The organism is Methylobacterium sp. A49B, assembly GCF_053346215.1.
Map to the genome: position 1 here is coordinate 1 of NZ_JBKFBO010000118.1, position 18260 is coordinate 18260.

Sequence of the window (18260 nt, forward strand, 5' to 3'; positions counted from 1 at the left end):
CCGCCTGCGCGCCCTTCACAGCGCTGTAGCAGGCGGGATCTCTCGCGGGGTGGTCATCGGCGGTTGCCGGGTAGGGTCGGGTTGCGAGCACCAACCTCGAACCCGAGAGACCCCCGATGACCGACGAGATGATGGCCCTGCGCGGGCTGATGGAGAAGAGCGCCGACGCCGATCTGCTGCGCGAGATGATCGGCTTTGCGGCCGAGCGGCTAATGGAGCTGGAGGTCGGTGGCCTGACCGGCGCGGCGCACGGCGAGAAGAGCGCCGAGCGGCTGGTCCAGCGCAACGGCTACCGTGACCGGGATTGGCAGACGCGGGCCGGCACGGTCGAGCTGCGCATTCCGAAGCTGCGCAAGGGCAGCTACTTTCCGGGCTTCCTGGAGCCGCGACGCATGGCCGAGAAGGCGCTCACGGCTGTGATCCAGGAGGCCTACATCCAGGGCATCTCGACCCGATCGGTTGATGACCTCGTCCAAGCGATGGGCGGCACAGGCGTGTCGAAGAGCCAGGTCAGCCGGCTCTGCCAGGAAATCGACGAGCGCGTGGGCGCGTTCCTCGCCCGGCCCATCGAGGGCGAGTGGCCCTACCTCTGGATCGATGCGACCTACGTGAAGGTGCGCCAGGACGGCCGTATCGTCTCTGTCGCCGTAATCGTGGCGGTGGGCGTCAACGGTGACGGCCGTCGCGAGGTGCTCGGCATGGATGTCGGCCCGTCCGAGGCCGAGACGTTCTGGACGGACTTTCTCCGCAAGCTGGCGCGCCGCGGCCTGCGCGGGGTCAAGCTGGTCATCTCGGACGCCCACGAGGGCATCAAGGCGTCAGTGGCCAAGGTGATGAACGCGACCTGGCAGCGTTGCCGCGTCCACTTCATGCGCAACGTGCTCGCCCATGCCGGACGCAGCGGGCGGCGTGTCGTCTCCGCCTTCATCGCCACGGCATTTGCCCAGGACGATGCCGAGGCGGCCCGTCAGCAGTGGCGGCGCGTGGCTGATCAGCTCCGGCCGAAGGTCCCCAAGCTCGCCGCCCTGATGGACGAGGCTGAGCCGGACGTGCTGGCCTACATGGGCTTCCCCACCCAGCATCGGGTCAAGCTGCACTCCACGAACCCGCTTGAACGCCTCAACGGCGAGATCAAGCGCCGGACCGAGGTGGTCGGCATCTTCCCCAACGAGGCGGCCATCACACGCCTCGTCGGCGCGATCCTGCTGGAACAGAACGACGAGTGGGCCGTCCAGCGCTCCCGCTACATCACCCTGGAAAGCATCGCCCCGATCGGCGATGATCCCCTCGTCAGCCTGCCGACCCTGGCAGCCTGATCAATCCGGCCCCGGCCGGTGATCGTGGTGGCCACGCCGAAGCTACACCACGCCAGGGGACACAGCCCCTCCGCGCTGATCGCGGGGGGCACCGTCGACCTCTACCACGTGCAGGACCTTCTGCGCGGAACGGACGACGTCGAAGAGGTCGGCCAGAGGCGGCTGCGGACTGCGATCGGTGACGCAGTCTTGTCGACGACGTTCTCGTTCAGCCGATTCATGAGCGAGCGGCGCGCCCGGCTCGACCCAAGCTACGTGCCGGTGTGGCGACGGGCCCTCGAAGACAACCACCAGGTAAAGCCGGACTGACGTGCCTGACACTCGCTGCGCAGCTCGGTAGCAGATCCGCCTACGCCCAGTGTCTCGGAGACCGCTATGTTTCTCCGAAACGTGTACAGACCAGACAGGACGGAATGAGCCCCTGTCCACGCCACCCGCCGGCGCGCCGCTACACCTCCTCCACCCCCCGCCGCATACCAACCGGCCCACACTCTACAGGCCTCGTCCGTCCTACCAGGGTAAGCCGATGGCCGGCCTCCGCTAGGTACCAGACAAGGCAGCCTCCCGACTGGATGCCGGCCGTGTTCAACCTTTTCGTAGTTATTCCATCCCGCGGCACCCTCACCCCCACAACGGCGTTTTGCGGCACTCCGCGGCCCCGCCAAGTGTTTGAAACTTGAGAGGTCAGAATGACCCAGTTCAGCCGACAAGCGGACTACACGACGACCAGCGAGCTGTAGCTCGCCTGAGCTACAACAGTCGCCCTTCTTACAGAGCCTAAGCGTCCGGACTTGACCCTTCTCGGACTCATGGGAGGTCTGCTTGTCGGCAGTCCAAGCAGCCTCAAGCGAATTCCTTGGATAGCATTGCGCCGGGTCCACCCATGATCCACGCGAATACTAGCGTCACGCCCGACGATCCGCCGGCCACCTGACTGCCGTAATGCTGATTGCAGTTAGCCTGCGCCGCCTGAGGTTCGCTCCTTGAACAGTTCGTCAAAGAGACGATCGGCGCCCCAGCTCTGGGCGGCGGTGAATGCCATCCTGCGCTTCTCGTCGGCGGATAGCGGAACGGCACCGGGTTTGTAGCCGAGGTCATGGTTGGCCTCTGACCAGGCGTGCTGAAAGAGTGTTTTGATCTGCAACTCGAAAAAATCTGGGACGTCGGCCCGGTCCATGTTGGCCTCAATGACATCCGTTGGCATGAGCAGTATGTAGTGCTTGCCGAAGTAGCCGAACTCCCACTCCGATTCGGGGATCAGCAGGCGCGACTCTACCGGCCTAAAGTACCGCTCGATTATGCTGGACACGGCGATGACGTCCGAAAGGTAGAAGGTAATTATCCTGGCGCCCACTTGATCCTGGATCTGGCTAAGGGGATCGGAGTACTTCGCCTTCCCATCCTCGATCTTCTCACTCTTTGCAACGAACCGATCGACGGATTTTGCGCGAGCCCCAATACGGTCGATGCGCGGGACGCTTTGCAGGTGTTCGCGGATGTGCGCCTCGATGCCGTCCGCGAGGCGCGTCAGCAGCCCATCATGACGTCTCCGGTAGTCGTCCCTAACTGTCATCGAAGCGCCTTTGTCAGCTTTTGGCTCACGATCTTGCCTTGGGTCGAGTAACGGACGGTCCCTTCGGCTTGGTTGATGACCTCGCTCGCGAAGACCTGGTCAAAGTCAGTAATCTCAGCGGTGAGCATGCCACCATTGTCTAGCTCAACACTGCGGTATGCCACCTGCCGGCCGAACTCCTCCGCGCTGAACTGGAAGCCCTCGTCGAGCAAGTGGGGCTTCATCTCGGAGAAGATGGCCGTCCTCGCAGCTTCCGAAAGCCTGAGGCTGTTCGCGAAACCTCGGGCGCTGAGGCGCTGTCCGTCCTGGCCAACTGCGAGCGTCACGGCGGCGGCGATCTCGCCCTTAACTGCCAAATCCACGGCGTTCTTGGCCGCGGTGCGGCACGCAACGGCCAACCGTCTAGTGCCGGCTTCGGCTGTGGTCCGGAAGTCCGAGCGGAGGAAGTCGTTGATCCAATAGCCAGATACATTTACATCCGAGTCGTTCATCTGCTTGTCGATGGCGCTCCCCTCCCAAAAGCCTGTCACCAGGGAACGGTGGCGATACAGCACCGCCTTGTAGGATTTGGCGTTCTTCATAAAGACGCGCTCTAAAAATGCGACGTTCAGTCCCTCGCCATCCTCCTCAGCCGAGATGGCGCTGTCGGCCGGGAAGCGAGAGATGATCACCTTGTGTTCCTGGCCCTCCCGTCCCGCTATGAGGAAAAGGAGCCCCAACCGGGGCCTATGGTCGGTACACTCGGCCAGGCGCACGGCGATCGTCCTGCCCGCCTCTACGGTCGGTGCATTCGCGTATGCGACAATGAGGTCACGGCGGTCGTTTCGCTGCGCACCCGTCGGGTCCCGATTAAACGAGATAGCAACATCGCACTCCCTATCCGATCTTTCGTAGACGTCCCGTAGTATCCGGAACATCTCGCCGGTCAGCGGTAGGGCGGAGCCCCTGATCGGTAGCGGTTCTGCCTCTCCCTTGGAGGGATGGACGAGGTAGGTATGAATGTGAGTAATCGGCAACGCCGCAATCCTGTCGACGTGTTCGCAAGGAGATTATTCTCCTCGACTGGGAACCCACGATAGTTGGCGCAGCGTTCCCCAAGCAATCCAGAAAGCATCGTTGATGGCTCATTTTCAACTAAAGCAATTGCGCGTTCGCTTCGGGTCATTGCCTCGCCAGCCCGAGATCCACATGGTTGACTCGCCATCCATGGCTGACCCGGAAACCGTTGACGTAGCGATACCGTTTCGGCCGGCCGGGGCTGTGCCAGCCGAACTTGCGCCCTAAGCTCCTTGACAGTCACGAGCGCGACGGTGGCGGGCGTGGGGAAACCAAACGCAATGCTGGCCTCCTGGACTTCGGGAGCGAATGCGGGGTTCGTCCGCCGCAGATTAACCCGTCTGGCGCACCAGAACAAGACGTGAACAACCTCGACAGTGGGCCAACGATCGAGCTACGATAGAAGGTGCCGACGCTCCAAGGCTTCGAGCCACCGTACCAAGTGTCTAGTAGCGTCTGCGCAGTAGCAGTCGCTCCGAAGGGCAGCTCGGGGTCGACACCAAACGGCCAGCTACCTGAAGCTGAATGTCTGCTACCGGGCGTTGACCTGATGTCTGCTCTTGGCGCGGAGCGGGATTGTTGGCCCCGGCTACCGTCGATGTCTAACCAGCCCTGATAGTGCACCACCAGCCCAACCAGCGGTAAGGCGATGGAAACGTCGAAGCGAAACAGTCCCGCCTCATCCCACTCGCGGGCTAAGACGCGAGGCGCGAAGGCCAGCGGCAACGGCAGCCGCGCAACAGACCAGCTGTGCAGTACCATGCGCAGGCCATCGCCCTCGTTCACGAGCTTGAACCGAAACCGAAACGGGCCGAACCGCTCCACCACGCAGCCATCCTCCTCAGAGAACTCGCTCGTGAACCGCCGCCCGGAAAACGCGCGCGTCCAGCGTTCCACCCCATGCCGCTCGCTAAAGCCGACGTGCAGGACGTGCTCGCCCGCGGCCGGCAGTCCGAGGAGCGCGGCGAGGGCTCGCGCAACCGGATGACGACCACGCCTCACGACGGCGCGGCCTTGGACACCTGCATCGCCTAGCACACCGTGCAGGCCCGCCACGCTTGGGGCGAGCTTAGTAAAACAACTACCCATGATCCGCGCGTAGAGCGCATCGCCTTCGACCGCCTCTCGTACTTCGTGGCGGATCGACAGGCCCGCGAAGCTCGGCTCGAAGTCGGTGAGATCGAGCCCAGTCCCGGCGTCGCGGGCGCCGGGTGCGGTTGAACCGGATAGGATCCGCTCGGCCAGAATTGCCGCCGGCAGCACCGGGATTTCCGGGCCGTGACCGTCGGCCGCGACGAGGGTCCAGCACCGTTCGACGCGGCGCCCCTCGGACAAGCCGAACAGCCGGACGGTCATACCCGACCGATCCGACCCCCAGCGCGCGGTCAGCCGCTGTACCAGGAGAAGCCAGCGCGCGAGCCCCTGCAGCGAGGACAGCCAGCCCCAGCGCACCGGCCAGCTCACGCACCAGAGGCCGATCGTCTGCACCGCTAGCTCGGTGCCGGCCCGGAAGCTGACCGCCGGGCGGCCAGGGAGCCGAGCGGGCAGGAGATCGAGGTCCGGGACGTCTGCCAGGGCCAGCCAGCGGCGGCCAAGCGAGGAACCGTCAGACATGGCAAAGCGCTCATGCCGCAGCTCCTGCCAACCAATGCCCTCCGACCAGCGCTGCCCGCGCCATAGCCGGATCGGCTTGCCCACGTAGCTCAGAATGGCCGAGGCGACCGACGTACCGGCCGTCGCACGGTTCGAGGCGCTGATCGCGATCTCGACGGCGGTCACTGCGTCCATCCCCTGTGCCAAGCGCCGGACGACGGCACCGGACAGGGCCGGGACGCTCGAGGCACCAGCCAGGATCGTGACGCCGGCCGCGCGCGCGAAAGCGTCGAGCTCGCCGATGCCGGTCACGAACGCTCGGCCATCCGCGAGATCGAGGTAAGGGATGGCCGCGGCGATACAGGCTCGGGGCAGATCGTAGCCGCTCCCTTGGAAGGGGCCGGCGGCATCGATCACGAGGTCGGGGCGGACGCGTTCCAGCATCGACGCGACAGCTACATTGCGGTCGGCCTGGAGGGGACGGCACGGGGGATAGGCCGCGCAGAACGCCTCGGCGCTGGCGCAGCGACGGCCGGCGACGACCACGTCGTGACCGGCGGCCGCGAGCCGGCGTGACAGGCGGGCACCGAAGCCGCCGTACCCGCCGAGCACCAGGATCGTGCTCACGTCGCCCCGTCCTGCGCGGCCGGTTCGGCATCCTGGAAGATCGCTTCCTGCCGGATCAGCCGCCCGAACCAGGGGTGCTCGATGTCGAGGATGAAGCGGAAGGCGCCCGCCGTCGCGTCCGCACCAGCATCGGCGTGGGTGACTGTGAGCGCACCGGGTGTGAGCCAGCCCGGCAGGTGCAGGCGGCGCCCGAGGCAGTCGACGAAGTAGCGGTGGCTGCGGAACACCAGCGCCCCGTCGGCGACCGTGACCGTCAGGGTCATGCCGACGCCGGCACCGACATGCTCCTCCAGACCAGTAGGACCGGCGAAACGCTTGGCCGAATGGATCACCTGCGGGAAGCCGGAGGCGCGGGCGTACAGCCGCGTCCAGATCTGACCACCGCCATCCGGGTCCTCGGTGACGGTGACTACGCCGGCACGGCCGGTCTGGCGTTCCAGAGGCAGCGGGCTGCCGACGAGGCGCGTCGCCTGCGCCACGAGCCAGCCGAGTCGGCTGACCTGCATCCCGACGATGTGGCCGACATAGACCGCGCTCGCCCCCTGCGCGAGCCGCTTGCCGAATCGACAGCGTACGGCCGGCGACAGACTCGCCCAGTCGCGGTCCGGGATCAGCGCCCGGAAGCGCAGGTCGAGGAGGTCGCCCGCGACATCCAGCGGTCGCGCCGTGTGGAGGTCGCAGGATAACCCCGCATCGGCTCGACGGACGCATCCCCTCGCGGTCACCTGGGCCTCCCCAATCGATACGGCGTTTCGGACACGATCTTCGGATCGTCACTCGGTCTTGGTTGGCAGGAACTTCACGATCCGGCCGCCTAGCCGGATCAGCTTGGCCAGGGTGCCCCGGGGCACGTTGAGCATCTGGCCGTACCAGCGATCCATCGTCTCCGTGAAATCGAGCATCGCGCTCAGGCGCCGCTTGGCGACCGCCCCGAGAGCCGGGTCTGCGTCCGCCTCGGCGACGCAGGCGCGCAGCGCCGCGATGGCGGGATCGATCTCGCGTTCCTTGCGGCCGGCGGCGATGCGCGTGACCATCTCCCAGAGGTCGGTCTCGGCGACATAGTGGTCGCGGCGCTCACCCATCACCGGCACGCGGCGAATCAGGTTCCAGCCGAGCAGCTCCCGAAGCGAGGTCGAGACGTTCGAGCGTGCGATGCCGAGCGTTCCGGCGATATCCTCGGCGGTGAGCGGGCGCTCGGAGAGGTACAGGAGCGCGTGGATCTGCGCGACCGAGCGGTTGACGCCCCACTGACCGCCCAGGTCGCCCCAGTGAAGCACGAAGCGCTCGACCGCGGCGGGAAGCATATTCAATCTATCTGTAATTTCTGTCATGACAGAAATTACAGTCTGCTTTGAAGGCGCTGTCAAGTGGGATTTCTATGCGTTGCCCGGTCGATGAGATCCGAGCTGAGTCGAGACGGTCGGTTATAGCCGAGGTGACGCTTCGGGCTTCCGACCGGCATCGGCTGGACTCATGGAACGCCGTGCCTCCACGCCGCCCATGGCGATCAACTTCGGTGACGTGGCCGCACTGATACGACGTGCGTCGAGTTCATCATCCGCTCTTCGGCGCCGAGCCGGTCCACGCGCATCGCGTACAACCAAAGGTGCATGGCACGTCTATTCAGCCCCGCCTTGTTGACGCCGACATGGTTAGCGCCAAGCTGGTGAGGAATACGGTTATGGGATGCTCGATGCGCGTTTCGATCGCCACGCTACTGGCTCTCGCGACCCTGACGCCTGCTGCACGGGCCGGATCGCCACTTCCGGGTCGCATAGAGATCCACGCCGTCAAGAGCCGAACCCTCACCGGCGAGGAGTTCCTACGTGCTGACGCGCCTGCGTGCTGACGCGCCTGGGCGCGAAGTCGTCCTCGGTGGCGAACTCCGGCTTCCGGTCGGCGCCCCGCAGAAGGTGCCCGTCGTGATCCTCGTCCACGGCTCAGGCGGAATCAGCGCCGGTCCGGACGCCTGGGCGCGCACCCTCAACGAAGCTGAGGTGGGCGCGTTCATCCTCGACACGTTCACGGGTCGGGGCATCGTCAGCACCATCGAGAATCAGGAGCAGCTCAACTCTTTGGCCATGATGGTCGATGCCTACCGGGCACTCGACGTACTCGCAGCGCACCCGTGGGTCAGGGCCGATCGCATTGCGATTATGGGCTTCTCAAAAGGGGCAGTCGCGGCCGTGTACTCGGCGATGGAGCGCTTCCGCGCGACGTACGGAGGCGCGAACCGCTTCGCCGCCCATATCGGCTTCTACCCCCCCTGCAACGTGACCTATCGCGACGACACCAAGGTTGGTCCGGCACCGATCCGTCTATTCCACGGCATCAGCGACGACTACGTGAGCGTGGTGCCGTGCCGGGACTACGTGGCCCGGCTGAAGGCGGCCGGGGCGGATATCGAGCTGACGGAGTACCCGGATGCGCAGCACAGCTTCGACACGCCGACCAGCCCGCCGCTTGTCGAGGTGCCGAAGGCGCAGAGCACCCGCAATTGCAGGCTGACGGAGGGCGCCGATGGCACGATCGACAATGCCGTGACAGGCAAACCCTACAAGCTCGATGCGGATGCTTGCGTGGCGACGGGAGCCCATGTCGGGCACAACCCAACCGCGACGGCTGCGGCACGGGATGCGGTCGTCGAGTTCGTGCGTACGGTGCTGCAACCTTGAGCGGTTATTCGACACCAACGAACTGCCAGCAAGCACATTTAGAGAGCCAGAGGAAGGCCGATACGAAGCTATCAATTCCTCGACGACGAAGGTCCGCTTTCAGGCTATGAGCCGAGGTCTGGTTGTGGCGCACAGCAATTGGGAGGAATGGCCAGATCTGGTTCCGAAGGTGGCGGTCCGCTCGCAGTTTGGCGGGCAGGGGCAACGGCCTCTCGCCTCGAAGGTTTTAGAACGGGAGGAGCCGCCGAAAGCGGGCAATGTTCACGAGCGCCATGAGGGACGAGGCCACGTAGGTGAGGGCCGCGGCGCGCAATACGGTGCGTGCGCCGGGCATGTCGCCTGCGTCGAGGAAGCGACCCGTCTCCAGGATGGGCAGGGCTCGGCGGAAGCTCGCGTCGAGTTCGACGGGCAGTGTCAGGAGGTGGAACACGAGGCGAACGCCGAGGAGCGCGATGCCGACACCGACCTGTAGGGCAAGCAGCACCGGCGAATGAACGACGGCGAGCACCACGGGCGCAGTCATCATCACCACGGCCGCGGCAAACTCAAAGCCTTGCACGACCGGGGCGAACCTCACCCGCGCCGCGAAAAGCCGGTCCCCCGCCGCGTGCTGGAGCGCGTGGGAGACCTCGTGTGCCGCGACTGCGACCGCCGTGATCGAGCGGCCGTCACGGTTACCGGGCGACAGCCGCACGACGTTCGCGACCGGGTCGTAGTGATCGGCTTGCGCAATCTCGACGGGAACGTGCTCCAGCCCCGCCAAGTCGAGCAGATGGCGGGCGAGTTCACCTCCGGTCCCTGGCAGATCCGGCCGCTCGGTCGCGTGTTGCCGCATCGCCCGGCGCACCCACCACTGGGGGCCGAACACGAGGCCGAGCAGGAGGGCGCCGAGCGCTAGGAGGATGGGCACGTCAGATATGTAGCCGTGCCGCCGTATTCGTGAAAGCGCGGTGCATGCTTCTGCCTCCTACACGTCTCGGGCTACCCGCCGACGTCAGGATCGGGCAACCGGGACGCGGGCTGATCGCGGCCGGGGTGAGATGTTGATAGCTCTACAGACGGAGCTCCATCATGCACTCGACGAACGAGACCACCCGCCGCCCCTGGAACGTAGGCCGCCTCATCGGGCCCAAGCCGCCGTTCAAGCCCAAGCACATCTGGGCGATCCGTACGCGCCTACAGCATGAAGGCCGTACCCGCGATCTCGCCCTGTTCAACACGGCCATCGACAGCAAGCTGCGGGGCTGCGACCTCGTCCGCTTGCGCGTGGCCGACGTCCACCTCGGCGATGGCATTCGCCTGCGCACCACCATCATCCAGCAAAAGACCGGCCGGCCCGTCCCATTCGAGCTGACCGAGACGACCCGAGAGGCGCTGGCGGCTTGGCTGAAGCTGCGGGGGCTACGGGCAAGTGACTGGCTGTTCCCCAGCCGCAGCCGTCCCGGCGAACATCTAACGACGCGACAGTACGGGCGGCTCGTCGACGAGTGGGTGACGCTGATCGGCCTCGACCCAGCGGGCTACGGCACGCACAGCCTGCGCCGGACGAAGGTCGCGCTGATCTACCGGCGCACCGGCAACCTGCGCGCCTGCCAGCTGCTGCTCGGGCACACGCAGTTAGAGAGCACAGTGCGCTACCTCGGCATCGAGGCGGACGACGCGCTGGTGATGTCCGAGCAGACCGATATCTAACCATCACCGCGGCGGCCTCCACAGGTCGCCGCACCCAGTCTCTTCGTCTGGGAAGGGTGGTGAGCCGTCATTGGGTTGCCGCCCGAAAGCCGACATTCTGCTTGGCGCCCATTCCAGTCACCTGACGCCCCTCGTGCGCGTCTCCGAAGCGGACATCGGTCAAGCCGGCGGCCACAGTATTCTAATGTCGGGGCCGATTGTCATGGTAAGCCGCGGTTCCGGTCAGCCGCCCCGGCACGAAGCCGCACGGTGGTTTCCGGGGACAGCCCGGCCTCGGTCCCTGGCGCGCGCCATGCCGCCGGCGATCACGAGGTGTCAGGCAACAGGAGGCATTCACGCGATGATAGCGACCGCGCCGCATCCTCCTCGCTGAACCAGGAGCGCCGCGTCGAACGAAGGGCCTCCGCACGTCCGGACCGCCCATGCTCAGGTGCTACTCCTACATCCGGTTCTTGCGTCCCGAACAGATGCGCGGCGACAGCCTGCGGCGGCAGACCGAGGCCGCCGAGAAGTGGGCCGCCGACAACGGCATGGTCATCGACGAGAGCCTGACGGACCTCGGCGTCAGCGCCTACCGAGGCCTCAACAGACTGAAGGGCGCGCTCGGCAAGTTCCTCGAACTCGTCGCGAAGGGCCAGGTGCCGAAGGGCTCATTCCTGATCATCGAGAGCCTGGACCGATTCAGCCGCGAGGACGCCCTCGACGTCATCGGGGAGTTCTCCACGGTCCTGAAGGCCGGCATCACCATCGTCACGCTGCTCGATGCGGGTCCGAGGGAGCTAGGACGCGCCAGTCGGTACGGATGCGCCGGCCCTCCGCGATCCGTACCGTGAAGCCGCTTTCGTCGAAGAACTCAAGCAGTGGCATGGTGATGTTGCGGCCGATGCCGGCGGTCTCGCGGAAGCGTCCGACGGTGAGAAGGCCCTCAGGATGCTCGCGCGCCACCGCGTCCGCGATCCTCGCCAGTTCGGTGACCGCCCGCGGCAGGGCGTAGTAGTTCTTCGAGACACGCAGGAGCCAACCGAGGCGGCCGACCTTGTCGAGGAGGTGACGCAAATTATCCGGCTCGCGGCCCAGGCGCTCGGCGAGGACGGTGAGGCGGGGCTGGTCCAAGCCCGCCTCCTCCAGCACGGCGCGCACCGCATCGTAGACGACGGCGTCGGCCGGACGCAGGCGCGCCACGTGGCCGGGGAGGTGCAACAGCGGGCCGTGCCGCACCAGTCGTCCCGTTTGCAGGAGGCCATCCAGCGCCGGAGGAAGGGCCGGTCGTTCCCGGGGCGGGACGGCAGCCCCGATCTCGGCGCGCGTAAGCCCGGGATTGTCGGGCTGCGCCATGTGCGTCCGGGCCAGGTCCGACACCACGCTCGCGGCCAGCGCCGTGACCCGCGCGCCTTGGAAGGCGAGCCGCGGAGCGCCCTCCGCGACGACTGCCCCCACGTCAGCGAGGAGGGCATCCAGTGTCGCCACGGGCAGGTTACGCAAGCGGGCGAAGCCGGCGAGATCGATGCCAGGTCCCGAGGCGGCGAGAAGACTACGGACGGCGAGATCGTCATCCGGGGTGTCGAGGGCGTCGACGACCGCCCGGCGTTCTGGGTTCCAAGGGGCACGACGCGGTCCGTCCACGTCGATCACCCGACCGCCCCCGAGCGTGCGCACGGCCGAGATGTCACGCAGAATGAAGCGGTCCCCGGCGAGGGCGCCGATCTCGCGGTCGAGCGTGATCAACGCTCGGGCCGACGCGCCGGGCTCCACCGACCCACTCCCGGCGAGCAGCAACCGTCCGGTCACCGAGGCCGCGCCGAGATGGAGATGCACCGGGGTTCGGTGGCGTAGGGGGCGACCTTCGTGCGGTAGCGTGCGCACGGATACGTCGAGGCGGATCGCCGGCCCGTGCAGTTCCGGCGCCAGGACCCACGTGCCCCGGCTCACGTCGTCCAGGGACAGGCGCGGGCCGACCAGGTTAAGGGCGCAGCGCTCCCCGGCGCGCGCGGTCTCGGCTACCGCGTCGTGGACGCGCACGCCCCGAACCCGGACCTCGCGCGCCCCGGGCGAGACGAGCAGCCGGTCGCCCACCCGCACCGTGCCCGCATGTACGGCCCCGGTCACGACCAACCCGGCACCGGGCACGGTGAAGTGCCGGTCGACCGCGAGCCGGAAACCTCGCTCGGCACCTGTCGGCCAGTGGGAGCCAACTGCGGCCTCCAGCAGGCGGGCAAGGTCGTCGATGCCTGATCCCGTCAGCGCAGAGCAAGCGACGACCGGTGCCTCCCCGAGCCCGGTACCGGCGAGGAGGGCGTGGATCTCCGCGGTCACCGCCGCGATGCGGTCCGGATTGGCGCGGTCGGCCTTCGTCACGGCGACCACGCCGCGGTCGAGGCCAAGAAGGTCGAGGATGGCGGCGTGCTCGCGCGTCTGCGGCATCACCCCGTCGTCGGCGGCGACCACCAGCAGCGCGCAGGCCACGCCGGTGGCGCCCGCCACCATGGTGCGCACCAGGCGTTCGTGCCCCGGCACGTCGACGAAACCGAGCGGCACCCGCAGGCGACCGTTCCTCGGAGCGTAGGCGAAGCCGAGGTCGAGGGTGATGCCCCGGGCCTTTTCCTCGGGCAGGCGGTCGGCGTCGACCCCCGTCAGGGACTTCACCAGGGCCGTCTTGCCGTGGTCGATATGGCCGGCGGTGGCGAGGATCATGCGGCCTTCTCGTCCGCGAGAGGTGGCGGCGCGGGAGCCCCCCGCGCCGCCTTCCGCCTCAACCCTTGATCCGGGTCTCGGCGAGCTCGGACATGCAGGTGTCGTAGGGCGTGAACTCCACCCGGTCCGACACCGCGAACAGCGTGTACGGCGAGTACAGGAACAGGGCCTTGGCCTCGTCCTGCAGGTACCGCTCCACCTCGCGCACTACACCCTCAGTCCCGGTCTCCGGCGTATGCAGGAGCTTGTCGTAGAGCGCGTCGAACCTCGGATCCTCCGGACCCTGGCGCAGGGTCGCGTCCTTCCCGAAGAACTCGCGGTGCACGCAGGCCACCGGATATTGAGGCGTCCAGTCGAAGTACCATTCGAGCTTGACGTCGAACTCCTCCGGCAGGTCGCCCCGGTCGCTGACGAAGCGGCAACCCAGGCCGACCTTGGCGAGGCACTGGCCGATGGCGTCCACCACGCCCTTCCAGGCGGGCGAGGCGACGAAGACCAGTTCCCGTCCCCCGAGCCCCAGGCCGTCGAGCGTGCGCTTGGCACCCTCGGGGTCGTGCGGCATCGGCTTCAGGCCCGGGTCCGCGCCGTAGCGGCCGGGCTGGATGAAGGCCGGGATCACCGTGCCGTAGCCGTGCGCCCCGTGCTGGAGCACGAAGGCCTGGTCGATGGCAAGGTTGAGCGCTCGGCGGGCCTCCTGGTTGCGCCAGGGCGAGTCCGAAGGGTTCTCGTTGAAGACGCCCGTCAGGATCGTCTTCGCCTTCTTCGTCTGGATCCTGCCCTTGTCGCTCGCCGGGAAGGCGTGCGCCTCGTCCGGCGTCAGGTCGAACACCACGTCGACCCGGCCGTCACCGGCCGCCACCGACTTGATGCCCTCGGCCTTGCCGATGACGTTGTCGTAGACAATCCGGACCGTCGGCCTGCGGGCCGGGTTCCAGTACGTCGGGTTGGGCTCCATGACCACGCGGTCGGAGCGGCTATCGATGAGCGAGACGCCCTCGGTGAGCACGAACGGGCCAGTCCCCCACGGACCAGGCGCGTCGATGACTCACCAATGACCTTCGGCCGACCCCGTCTTCGGGTCGACGAAGCCCCACTCGTTCCAGAACCGCGTCGACGGCAGGTGCATGCCGCGCAGCTTCATCAGCGCCGCGGAGTCCCCGCCGGGGAAGCGCATCCGGATGGTGCGGTCGTCCACCGCCTCGCAGGTCACGTCACGTGCGAAGTTCAGGAAGGCGCCCGGCGGGTGCGGGTTGGTCCATTCCTGGACCTTGTCGAAGCCGAGCTTGAACATCGCCGCGTTGAAGGGTTCGCCGTCCTGGTAGACCGCGTCCCGCATCTTGAGTTCGAGGGTCTCCCCGTCGACCCAGCGCCAGCTCTCCGCGAGGCTCGGCTGGCCGATCCCGTCGTGGTCGACGCGGTTGGCTTCCTCCATCGTGTTCCAGGTGATGGAGAGCCAGTTGACCGGCGACGGGTCGACCACCGTCACCGTGTTGTGGGATCCCCAGGGCTGGCCGCCCCCCGGATCCCCGGTCGCTCGCGCGTCCATGTCTCCTCCTCGTATTCTGCCCGCATGGCGTGCGGGCACCGTCCGGCCCTTAGCGAGCCGACAAGTTGGAGGGCGCCTGCCGGTTCGCAGGGCCCTCGATTGGTTCGCCCGGGTCGCCGGTCAAGCCGCCGTCCGACCCACGCAAGATAAGGTCGCCTTCGCAGGGGGTATCGCCGCGTGCGTGCGGCACATCCTCAGTCGGGCTCGCCTCCCCGGGCGATGCCCGCCGCGGCGACGCGGTCAGCGAGATCCTTCAGCTCCTGGCGCAGATCGGCGAGGTCGCGTTCGCCGAGGCCGGTGCGGCAGACGACGGCCTGCTGAGCCTCCGAGACCCTGTCCTCCAACGACCGACCCGCCTCCGTTAGGGAGACGAGGACGACGCGCCGGTCCTCGGCTCGGGCGCGAATGACGAAACCCGCCGCCTCCAACCGGTCGACCAGGGGCGTGATCGCGCTGGATGTGAGTTGCAGCCGGGCGGCCAGGTCGTGCACCGCCGTGACGCCGTCCTGCCAGAGCGCCAGCATGACGAGGTACTGCGGGTAGGTCAGCCCGACCTCGCCCAGCAGCGGCCGGTAGGCGCGCACGACTGCGTTCGTCGCTGCGTAGAGTGCGAAGCAGAGCTGGTCGTCCAGCCGTAGCCCGTGTCGCTTCGTAGACGTCGCCATGGACCGGCGCTCCGTTCAGACCTTAATCATTCACGCGTGAGCGAAGCTGTCAACCGGCGGTCTCAGCGCATCGCCTTGAGGGTGGGTAACGCGGGCCTGACCCGGTTCACGCTGAAACCTTTCGAACCTGACCTCCGTACAGGTCAACGTATGCCCGGCCAGGGCGCGGCGCGGGCCCTGCTCCGGCGCCCGACAAGCTGTGCCCAATCGCCAGCGTTCAAGGATATTTCATTCGGAAAAACAGGAACTTACGACGCAATCGCCATCTTGCCCCACTGTGCGAAGGGGATTCCTTCCCCGTACAGGAGACATCGAATGAAGATCACCACCCTCGCGCTCGCCGCCTCGGTCCTCGGCAGCCTCACGCTCAGCATCGGCGCCGCCTCGGCCGCCCCGATGGGCCCGAACGGTCTTCAGGCCGGCCCGGCGGGCGTCACCCAGGTCCGCATGACCCACGGTGACCGGATGATGATGAAGAAGCGCATGATGCATCGGAAGATGATGCGCCGGCACATGATGAAGAAGCGCATGATGAACCGCATGTAAGCGGCCACAAGAAACGCGGCGTACCGGCCACGGGTCGGGCGCCGCCCTCCCTCGCCAAACCATGAGGGTTCCAGACAGGAAGCAATCGGTGGACGCCGCATTCCGGACCCCGCACATGGAAAGCACCGGGAACGGGACGGGTACGCAATGCGCCCTCAGTCACGGAGGACAGCATCAAGGGTACGGCTCGGCAGCCGGGCCTACCGCTCGGCGATGAGGTCCTTGATGCGGGTGGCGAGCGTCTCCAGCACGAATGGCTTGGTCAGGACCTGCATCCCGGGGCGCAGGTAGCCGTTCCCCAGCACCGCGTTTTCGGCGTAGCCGGTGATGAACAGCACCTTCAGGTCGGGACGACGCTCGCGGCCGGCATCCGCCATCTGCCGTCCGTTCATGCCTCCCGGCAGACCGACGTCGGTCACCAGCAGGTCGATGCGCACGTCCGACTGCAGGACCTTCAGCCCGGCGACGCTGTCGGCGGCCTCGATGGCGGTGTAGCCGAGGTCCTCCAGAACCTCGGTGACCAGCATGCGCACCGAGGGCTCGTCGTCGACGATTAGCACCGTCTCGCCCTGGCGAGCCTGCCCGACCTCCTCAAGCCTGCGTGCGACCTCGTCCTCGTCCGCCTCGCCGTAGTGGCGCGGCAGGTACAGGCAGACGGTCGTGCCCTCGCCGACCTCGGAGTAGATCCTGACCTGCCCGCCGGACTGCTTGGCGAAGCCGTAGACCATGGACAGCCCGAGGCCGGTGCCCTCGCCGGTCGGCTTGGTCGTGAAGAACGGCTCGAACACCTTCTCGATCAGGTCCGGCGCCATGCCGGTGCCGGTGTCGCTCACGCAGACGCCGAGGTACTGGCCGGGGGCGAGGTCGTGCAGGCGGCCGCCGGCCTCGTCGATCCACCGATTGGCGGTCTCGATGGTGATGCGCCCGCCGTCCGGCATCGCGTCCCGGGCATTGATGCACAGGTTGAGCAGCGCGTTCTCCAATTGCCCCGGGTCGATCAGCGCCGGCCACAGCCCCGCGAGGCCGACGACCTCCAGGTGGACGGCTGGACCGACGGTGCGCCGGACCAACTCCTCCATGTCGTTGACGAGGCGGTTCACGTTGGTGGGCTTCGGGTCCAGGGTCTGGCGGCGGGAGAAGGCCAGCAGGCGGTGCGTCAGCGCGGCGGCGCGCTTGGCCGCGCCCTGGGCGACCGTCATGTAGCGGTCGAGGTCGCCCAGCCGCCCCTGGCCCATCCGGGTCTGCATCAGTTCGAGCGAGCCGGAGATGCCCGCGAGCAGGTTGTTGAAGTCATGCGCGAGGCCGCCGGTGAGCTGGCCGACCGCCTCCATCTTCTGGGACTGGCGCAGGGCCTCTTCCGTCTTCGCGAGGGCCTCGGCCTGCCGCTTGATCTCCGTCACGTCGCGCACGCAGGCGTAGATCAGGCCGTCGCGCGGGACCGCGTTCCACGACAGCCAGACGTAGCTGCCGTCCCTGTGGCGATAGCGGTTCTCGAAGGTGAGTTGCGCCTTCCCGTGCGCCAGGCCGCCCGCCGCCGATACGGTCGCCTCGACGTCGTCGGGGTGGACGAAGTCGAGGAACGGGCGCGCCTTCATCTCCGCGTCGGTCCACCCGAGGGTCCGGGGCCAAGACGGGTTGAGGCTGACGAAGTAGCCGTCGAAGTTGGCCACGCAGAGCAGATCGGACGAGGCCTGCCAGATCTGGTCGCGCTCGGCGGTCCGGGCGGCGACCTGGCGGGCGAGGTCGGCCTCGGTCTGCACCCGGACGGTCACGTCCTGCACGAAGACGTGGAACCCGTCGATGCGGCCGCCGGCGTCCCGGCGCGGCAGGTAGCGGATCTCCGCGACGCGGTGGCGCCCGTCGCGATGCGGCCAGTCCATCTCGAAGGTGACCGGATCGCCGCCGAGCGCCCGGTCGATGAAGGGCCGGCGCGCCGCGTAGGCCTCCGGCCCGACCAGGTCGCGGACGTCGCGGCCGACGATCTCGCTTGCGGGCACGAAGAACCAGTCGTCGTAGGCCTCGTTGGCGAACCGGTAGACGAGGTCGTCGCCGATGAAGGCGATGAGCACCGGCAGGGCGTCCGCGATCAGGCGGAGCTCCCGCTCGCCGGCCTCGGCGCGCTGCTCGACCCGCCGCCGCTCGGTGATGTCCGAGAAGAAGACCGCGACCCGGTTGGCGCCGGGCGCGCCGGTCCGCAGGGCCCGCACGTCGAACCAGCGCCCGAACACGTCGGCGTAGTGCTCGAAGTGGGCCGGCTCGCCGGTCAGCGCGACGCGCCCG

General features: G+C 67.3%; 14 protein-coding genes and 2 pseudogenes. 6 read left to right on the top strand and 10 right to left on the bottom strand.

The window, feature by feature from the left end:
- Positions 1–116 precede the first annotated feature (116 nt).
- Both ACLBX9_RS23620 and ACLBX9_RS23625 read left to right on the top strand, forming a co-directional pair.
- On the top strand, positions 117–1316 hold the full coding sequence (locus tag ACLBX9_RS23620) for an IS256 family transposase (RefSeq protein ID WP_042675019.1): 1200 nt from the start codon (positions 117–119) through the stop codon (positions 1314–1316).
- Positions 1317–1343: 27 nt separating this feature from the next.
- A complete protein-coding gene (locus ACLBX9_RS23625; RefSeq protein WP_447720643.1) occupies positions 1344–1625 on the top strand; it encodes a hypothetical protein in 282 nt (93 codons plus the stop codon).
- Positions 1626–2271: 646 nt separating this feature from the next.
- Here ACLBX9_RS23625 and ACLBX9_RS23630 read toward each other — a convergent pair.
- The 5 genes from ACLBX9_RS23630 to ACLBX9_RS23650 form a co-directional block, all read right to left on the bottom strand.
- On the bottom strand, positions 2272–2889 hold the full coding sequence (locus ACLBX9_RS23630; protein WP_447720644.1) for a GTP pyrophosphokinase: 618 nt from the start codon (positions 2887–2889) through the stop codon (positions 2272–2274).
- Positions 2886–3560: a hypothetical protein gene (locus tag ACLBX9_RS23635; RefSeq protein ID WP_447720645.1), complete on the bottom strand. Its 675-nt coding sequence runs from the start codon at positions 3558–3560 to the stop codon at positions 2886–2888. The genes ACLBX9_RS23630 and ACLBX9_RS23635 overlap by 4 nt, the downstream gene beginning before the upstream one ends.
- 625 nt (positions 3561–4185) lie before the next feature.
- A complete protein-coding gene (locus ACLBX9_RS23640) occupies positions 4186–6165 on the bottom strand; it encodes a DUF4166 domain-containing protein (RefSeq protein WP_447720646.1) in 1980 nt (659 codons plus the stop codon).
- The gene (locus ACLBX9_RS23645) at positions 6162–6821 is read right to left on the bottom strand and encodes a DUF4166 domain-containing protein (protein WP_447720686.1); all 660 of its coding nucleotides are present in this window, start codon (positions 6819–6821) and stop codon (positions 6162–6164) included. Before ACLBX9_RS23645 ends, ACLBX9_RS23640 begins: the two co-directional genes overlap by 4 nt.
- A gap of 117 nt (positions 6822–6938) precedes the next feature.
- Positions 6939–7496 carry a GbsR/MarR family transcriptional regulator gene (locus ACLBX9_RS23650; protein WP_447720647.1) on the bottom strand — a complete coding sequence of 186 codons (558 nt, stop codon included), beginning with the start codon at positions 7494–7496 and terminating at the stop codon, positions 6939–6941.
- Between the two features lie 591 nt (positions 7497–8087).
- Here ACLBX9_RS23650 and ACLBX9_RS23655 point away from each other — a divergent pair.
- Positions 8088–8840 carry a dienelactone hydrolase family protein gene (locus ACLBX9_RS23655; protein ID WP_447720687.1) on the top strand — a complete coding sequence of 251 codons (753 nt, stop codon included), beginning with the start codon at positions 8088–8090 and terminating at the stop codon, positions 8838–8840.
- 226 nt (positions 8841–9066) lie between these two features.
- Here the strand turns inward: ACLBX9_RS23655 and ACLBX9_RS23660 are convergent, their stop codons facing one another.
- Complete coding sequence (locus tag ACLBX9_RS23660) at positions 9067–9750, bottom strand: zinc metallopeptidase (protein WP_447720648.1); 684 nt, start codon at positions 9748–9750, stop codon at positions 9067–9069.
- A 161-nt stretch (positions 9751–9911) separates the two neighbouring features.
- On the opposite strand from ACLBX9_RS23660, the gene ACLBX9_RS23665 reads away from it, so the two are divergent.
- Positions 9912–10532 carry a tyrosine-type recombinase/integrase gene (locus tag ACLBX9_RS23665; protein ID WP_447720649.1) on the top strand — a complete coding sequence of 207 codons (621 nt, stop codon included), beginning with the start codon at positions 9912–9914 and terminating at the stop codon, positions 10530–10532.
- A gap of 422 nt (positions 10533–10954) precedes the next feature.
- A complete protein-coding gene (locus tag ACLBX9_RS23670) occupies positions 10955–11365 on the top strand; it encodes a recombinase family protein (protein WP_447715356.1) in 411 nt (136 codons plus the stop codon).
- On the opposite strand, the gene selB is transcribed toward ACLBX9_RS23670, so the two are convergent.
- The 3 genes and pseudogenes from selB to ACLBX9_RS23685 all read right to left on the bottom strand — a co-directional run bounded on the left by selB (position 11283) and on the right by ACLBX9_RS23685 (position 15434).
- A complete protein-coding gene (gene selB, locus ACLBX9_RS23675; RefSeq protein ID WP_447720650.1) occupies positions 11283–13223 on the bottom strand; it encodes a selenocysteine-specific translation elongation factor in 1941 nt (646 codons plus the stop codon). The two genes, ACLBX9_RS23670 and selB, sit on opposite strands and share 83 nt — an antisense overlap.
- A 58-nt stretch (positions 13224–13281) precedes the next feature.
- Positions 13282–14769, bottom strand: a pseudogene (locus ACLBX9_RS23680) (ABC transporter substrate-binding protein).
- 194 nt (positions 14770–14963) lie between these two features.
- Entirely contained in the window at positions 14964–15434 is a 471-nt protein-coding gene (locus ACLBX9_RS23685) for a MarR family winged helix-turn-helix transcriptional regulator (protein WP_447720651.1), read from the bottom strand.
- A 315-nt stretch (positions 15435–15749) separates the two neighbouring features.
- Between ACLBX9_RS23685 and ACLBX9_RS23690 the strand changes: the two genes are divergently transcribed.
- A complete protein-coding gene (locus ACLBX9_RS23690) occupies positions 15750–15980 on the top strand; it encodes a hypothetical protein (protein WP_447715359.1) in 231 nt (76 codons plus the stop codon).
- Positions 15981–16180: 200 nt separating this feature from the next.
- On the opposite strand, the pseudogene ACLBX9_RS23695 reads toward ACLBX9_RS23690, so the two are convergent.
- A pseudogene (locus tag ACLBX9_RS23695) lies at positions 16181–18130 on the bottom strand (PAS domain-containing protein); the annotation flags it as partial.
- Positions 18131–18260: the final 130 nt, after the last annotated feature.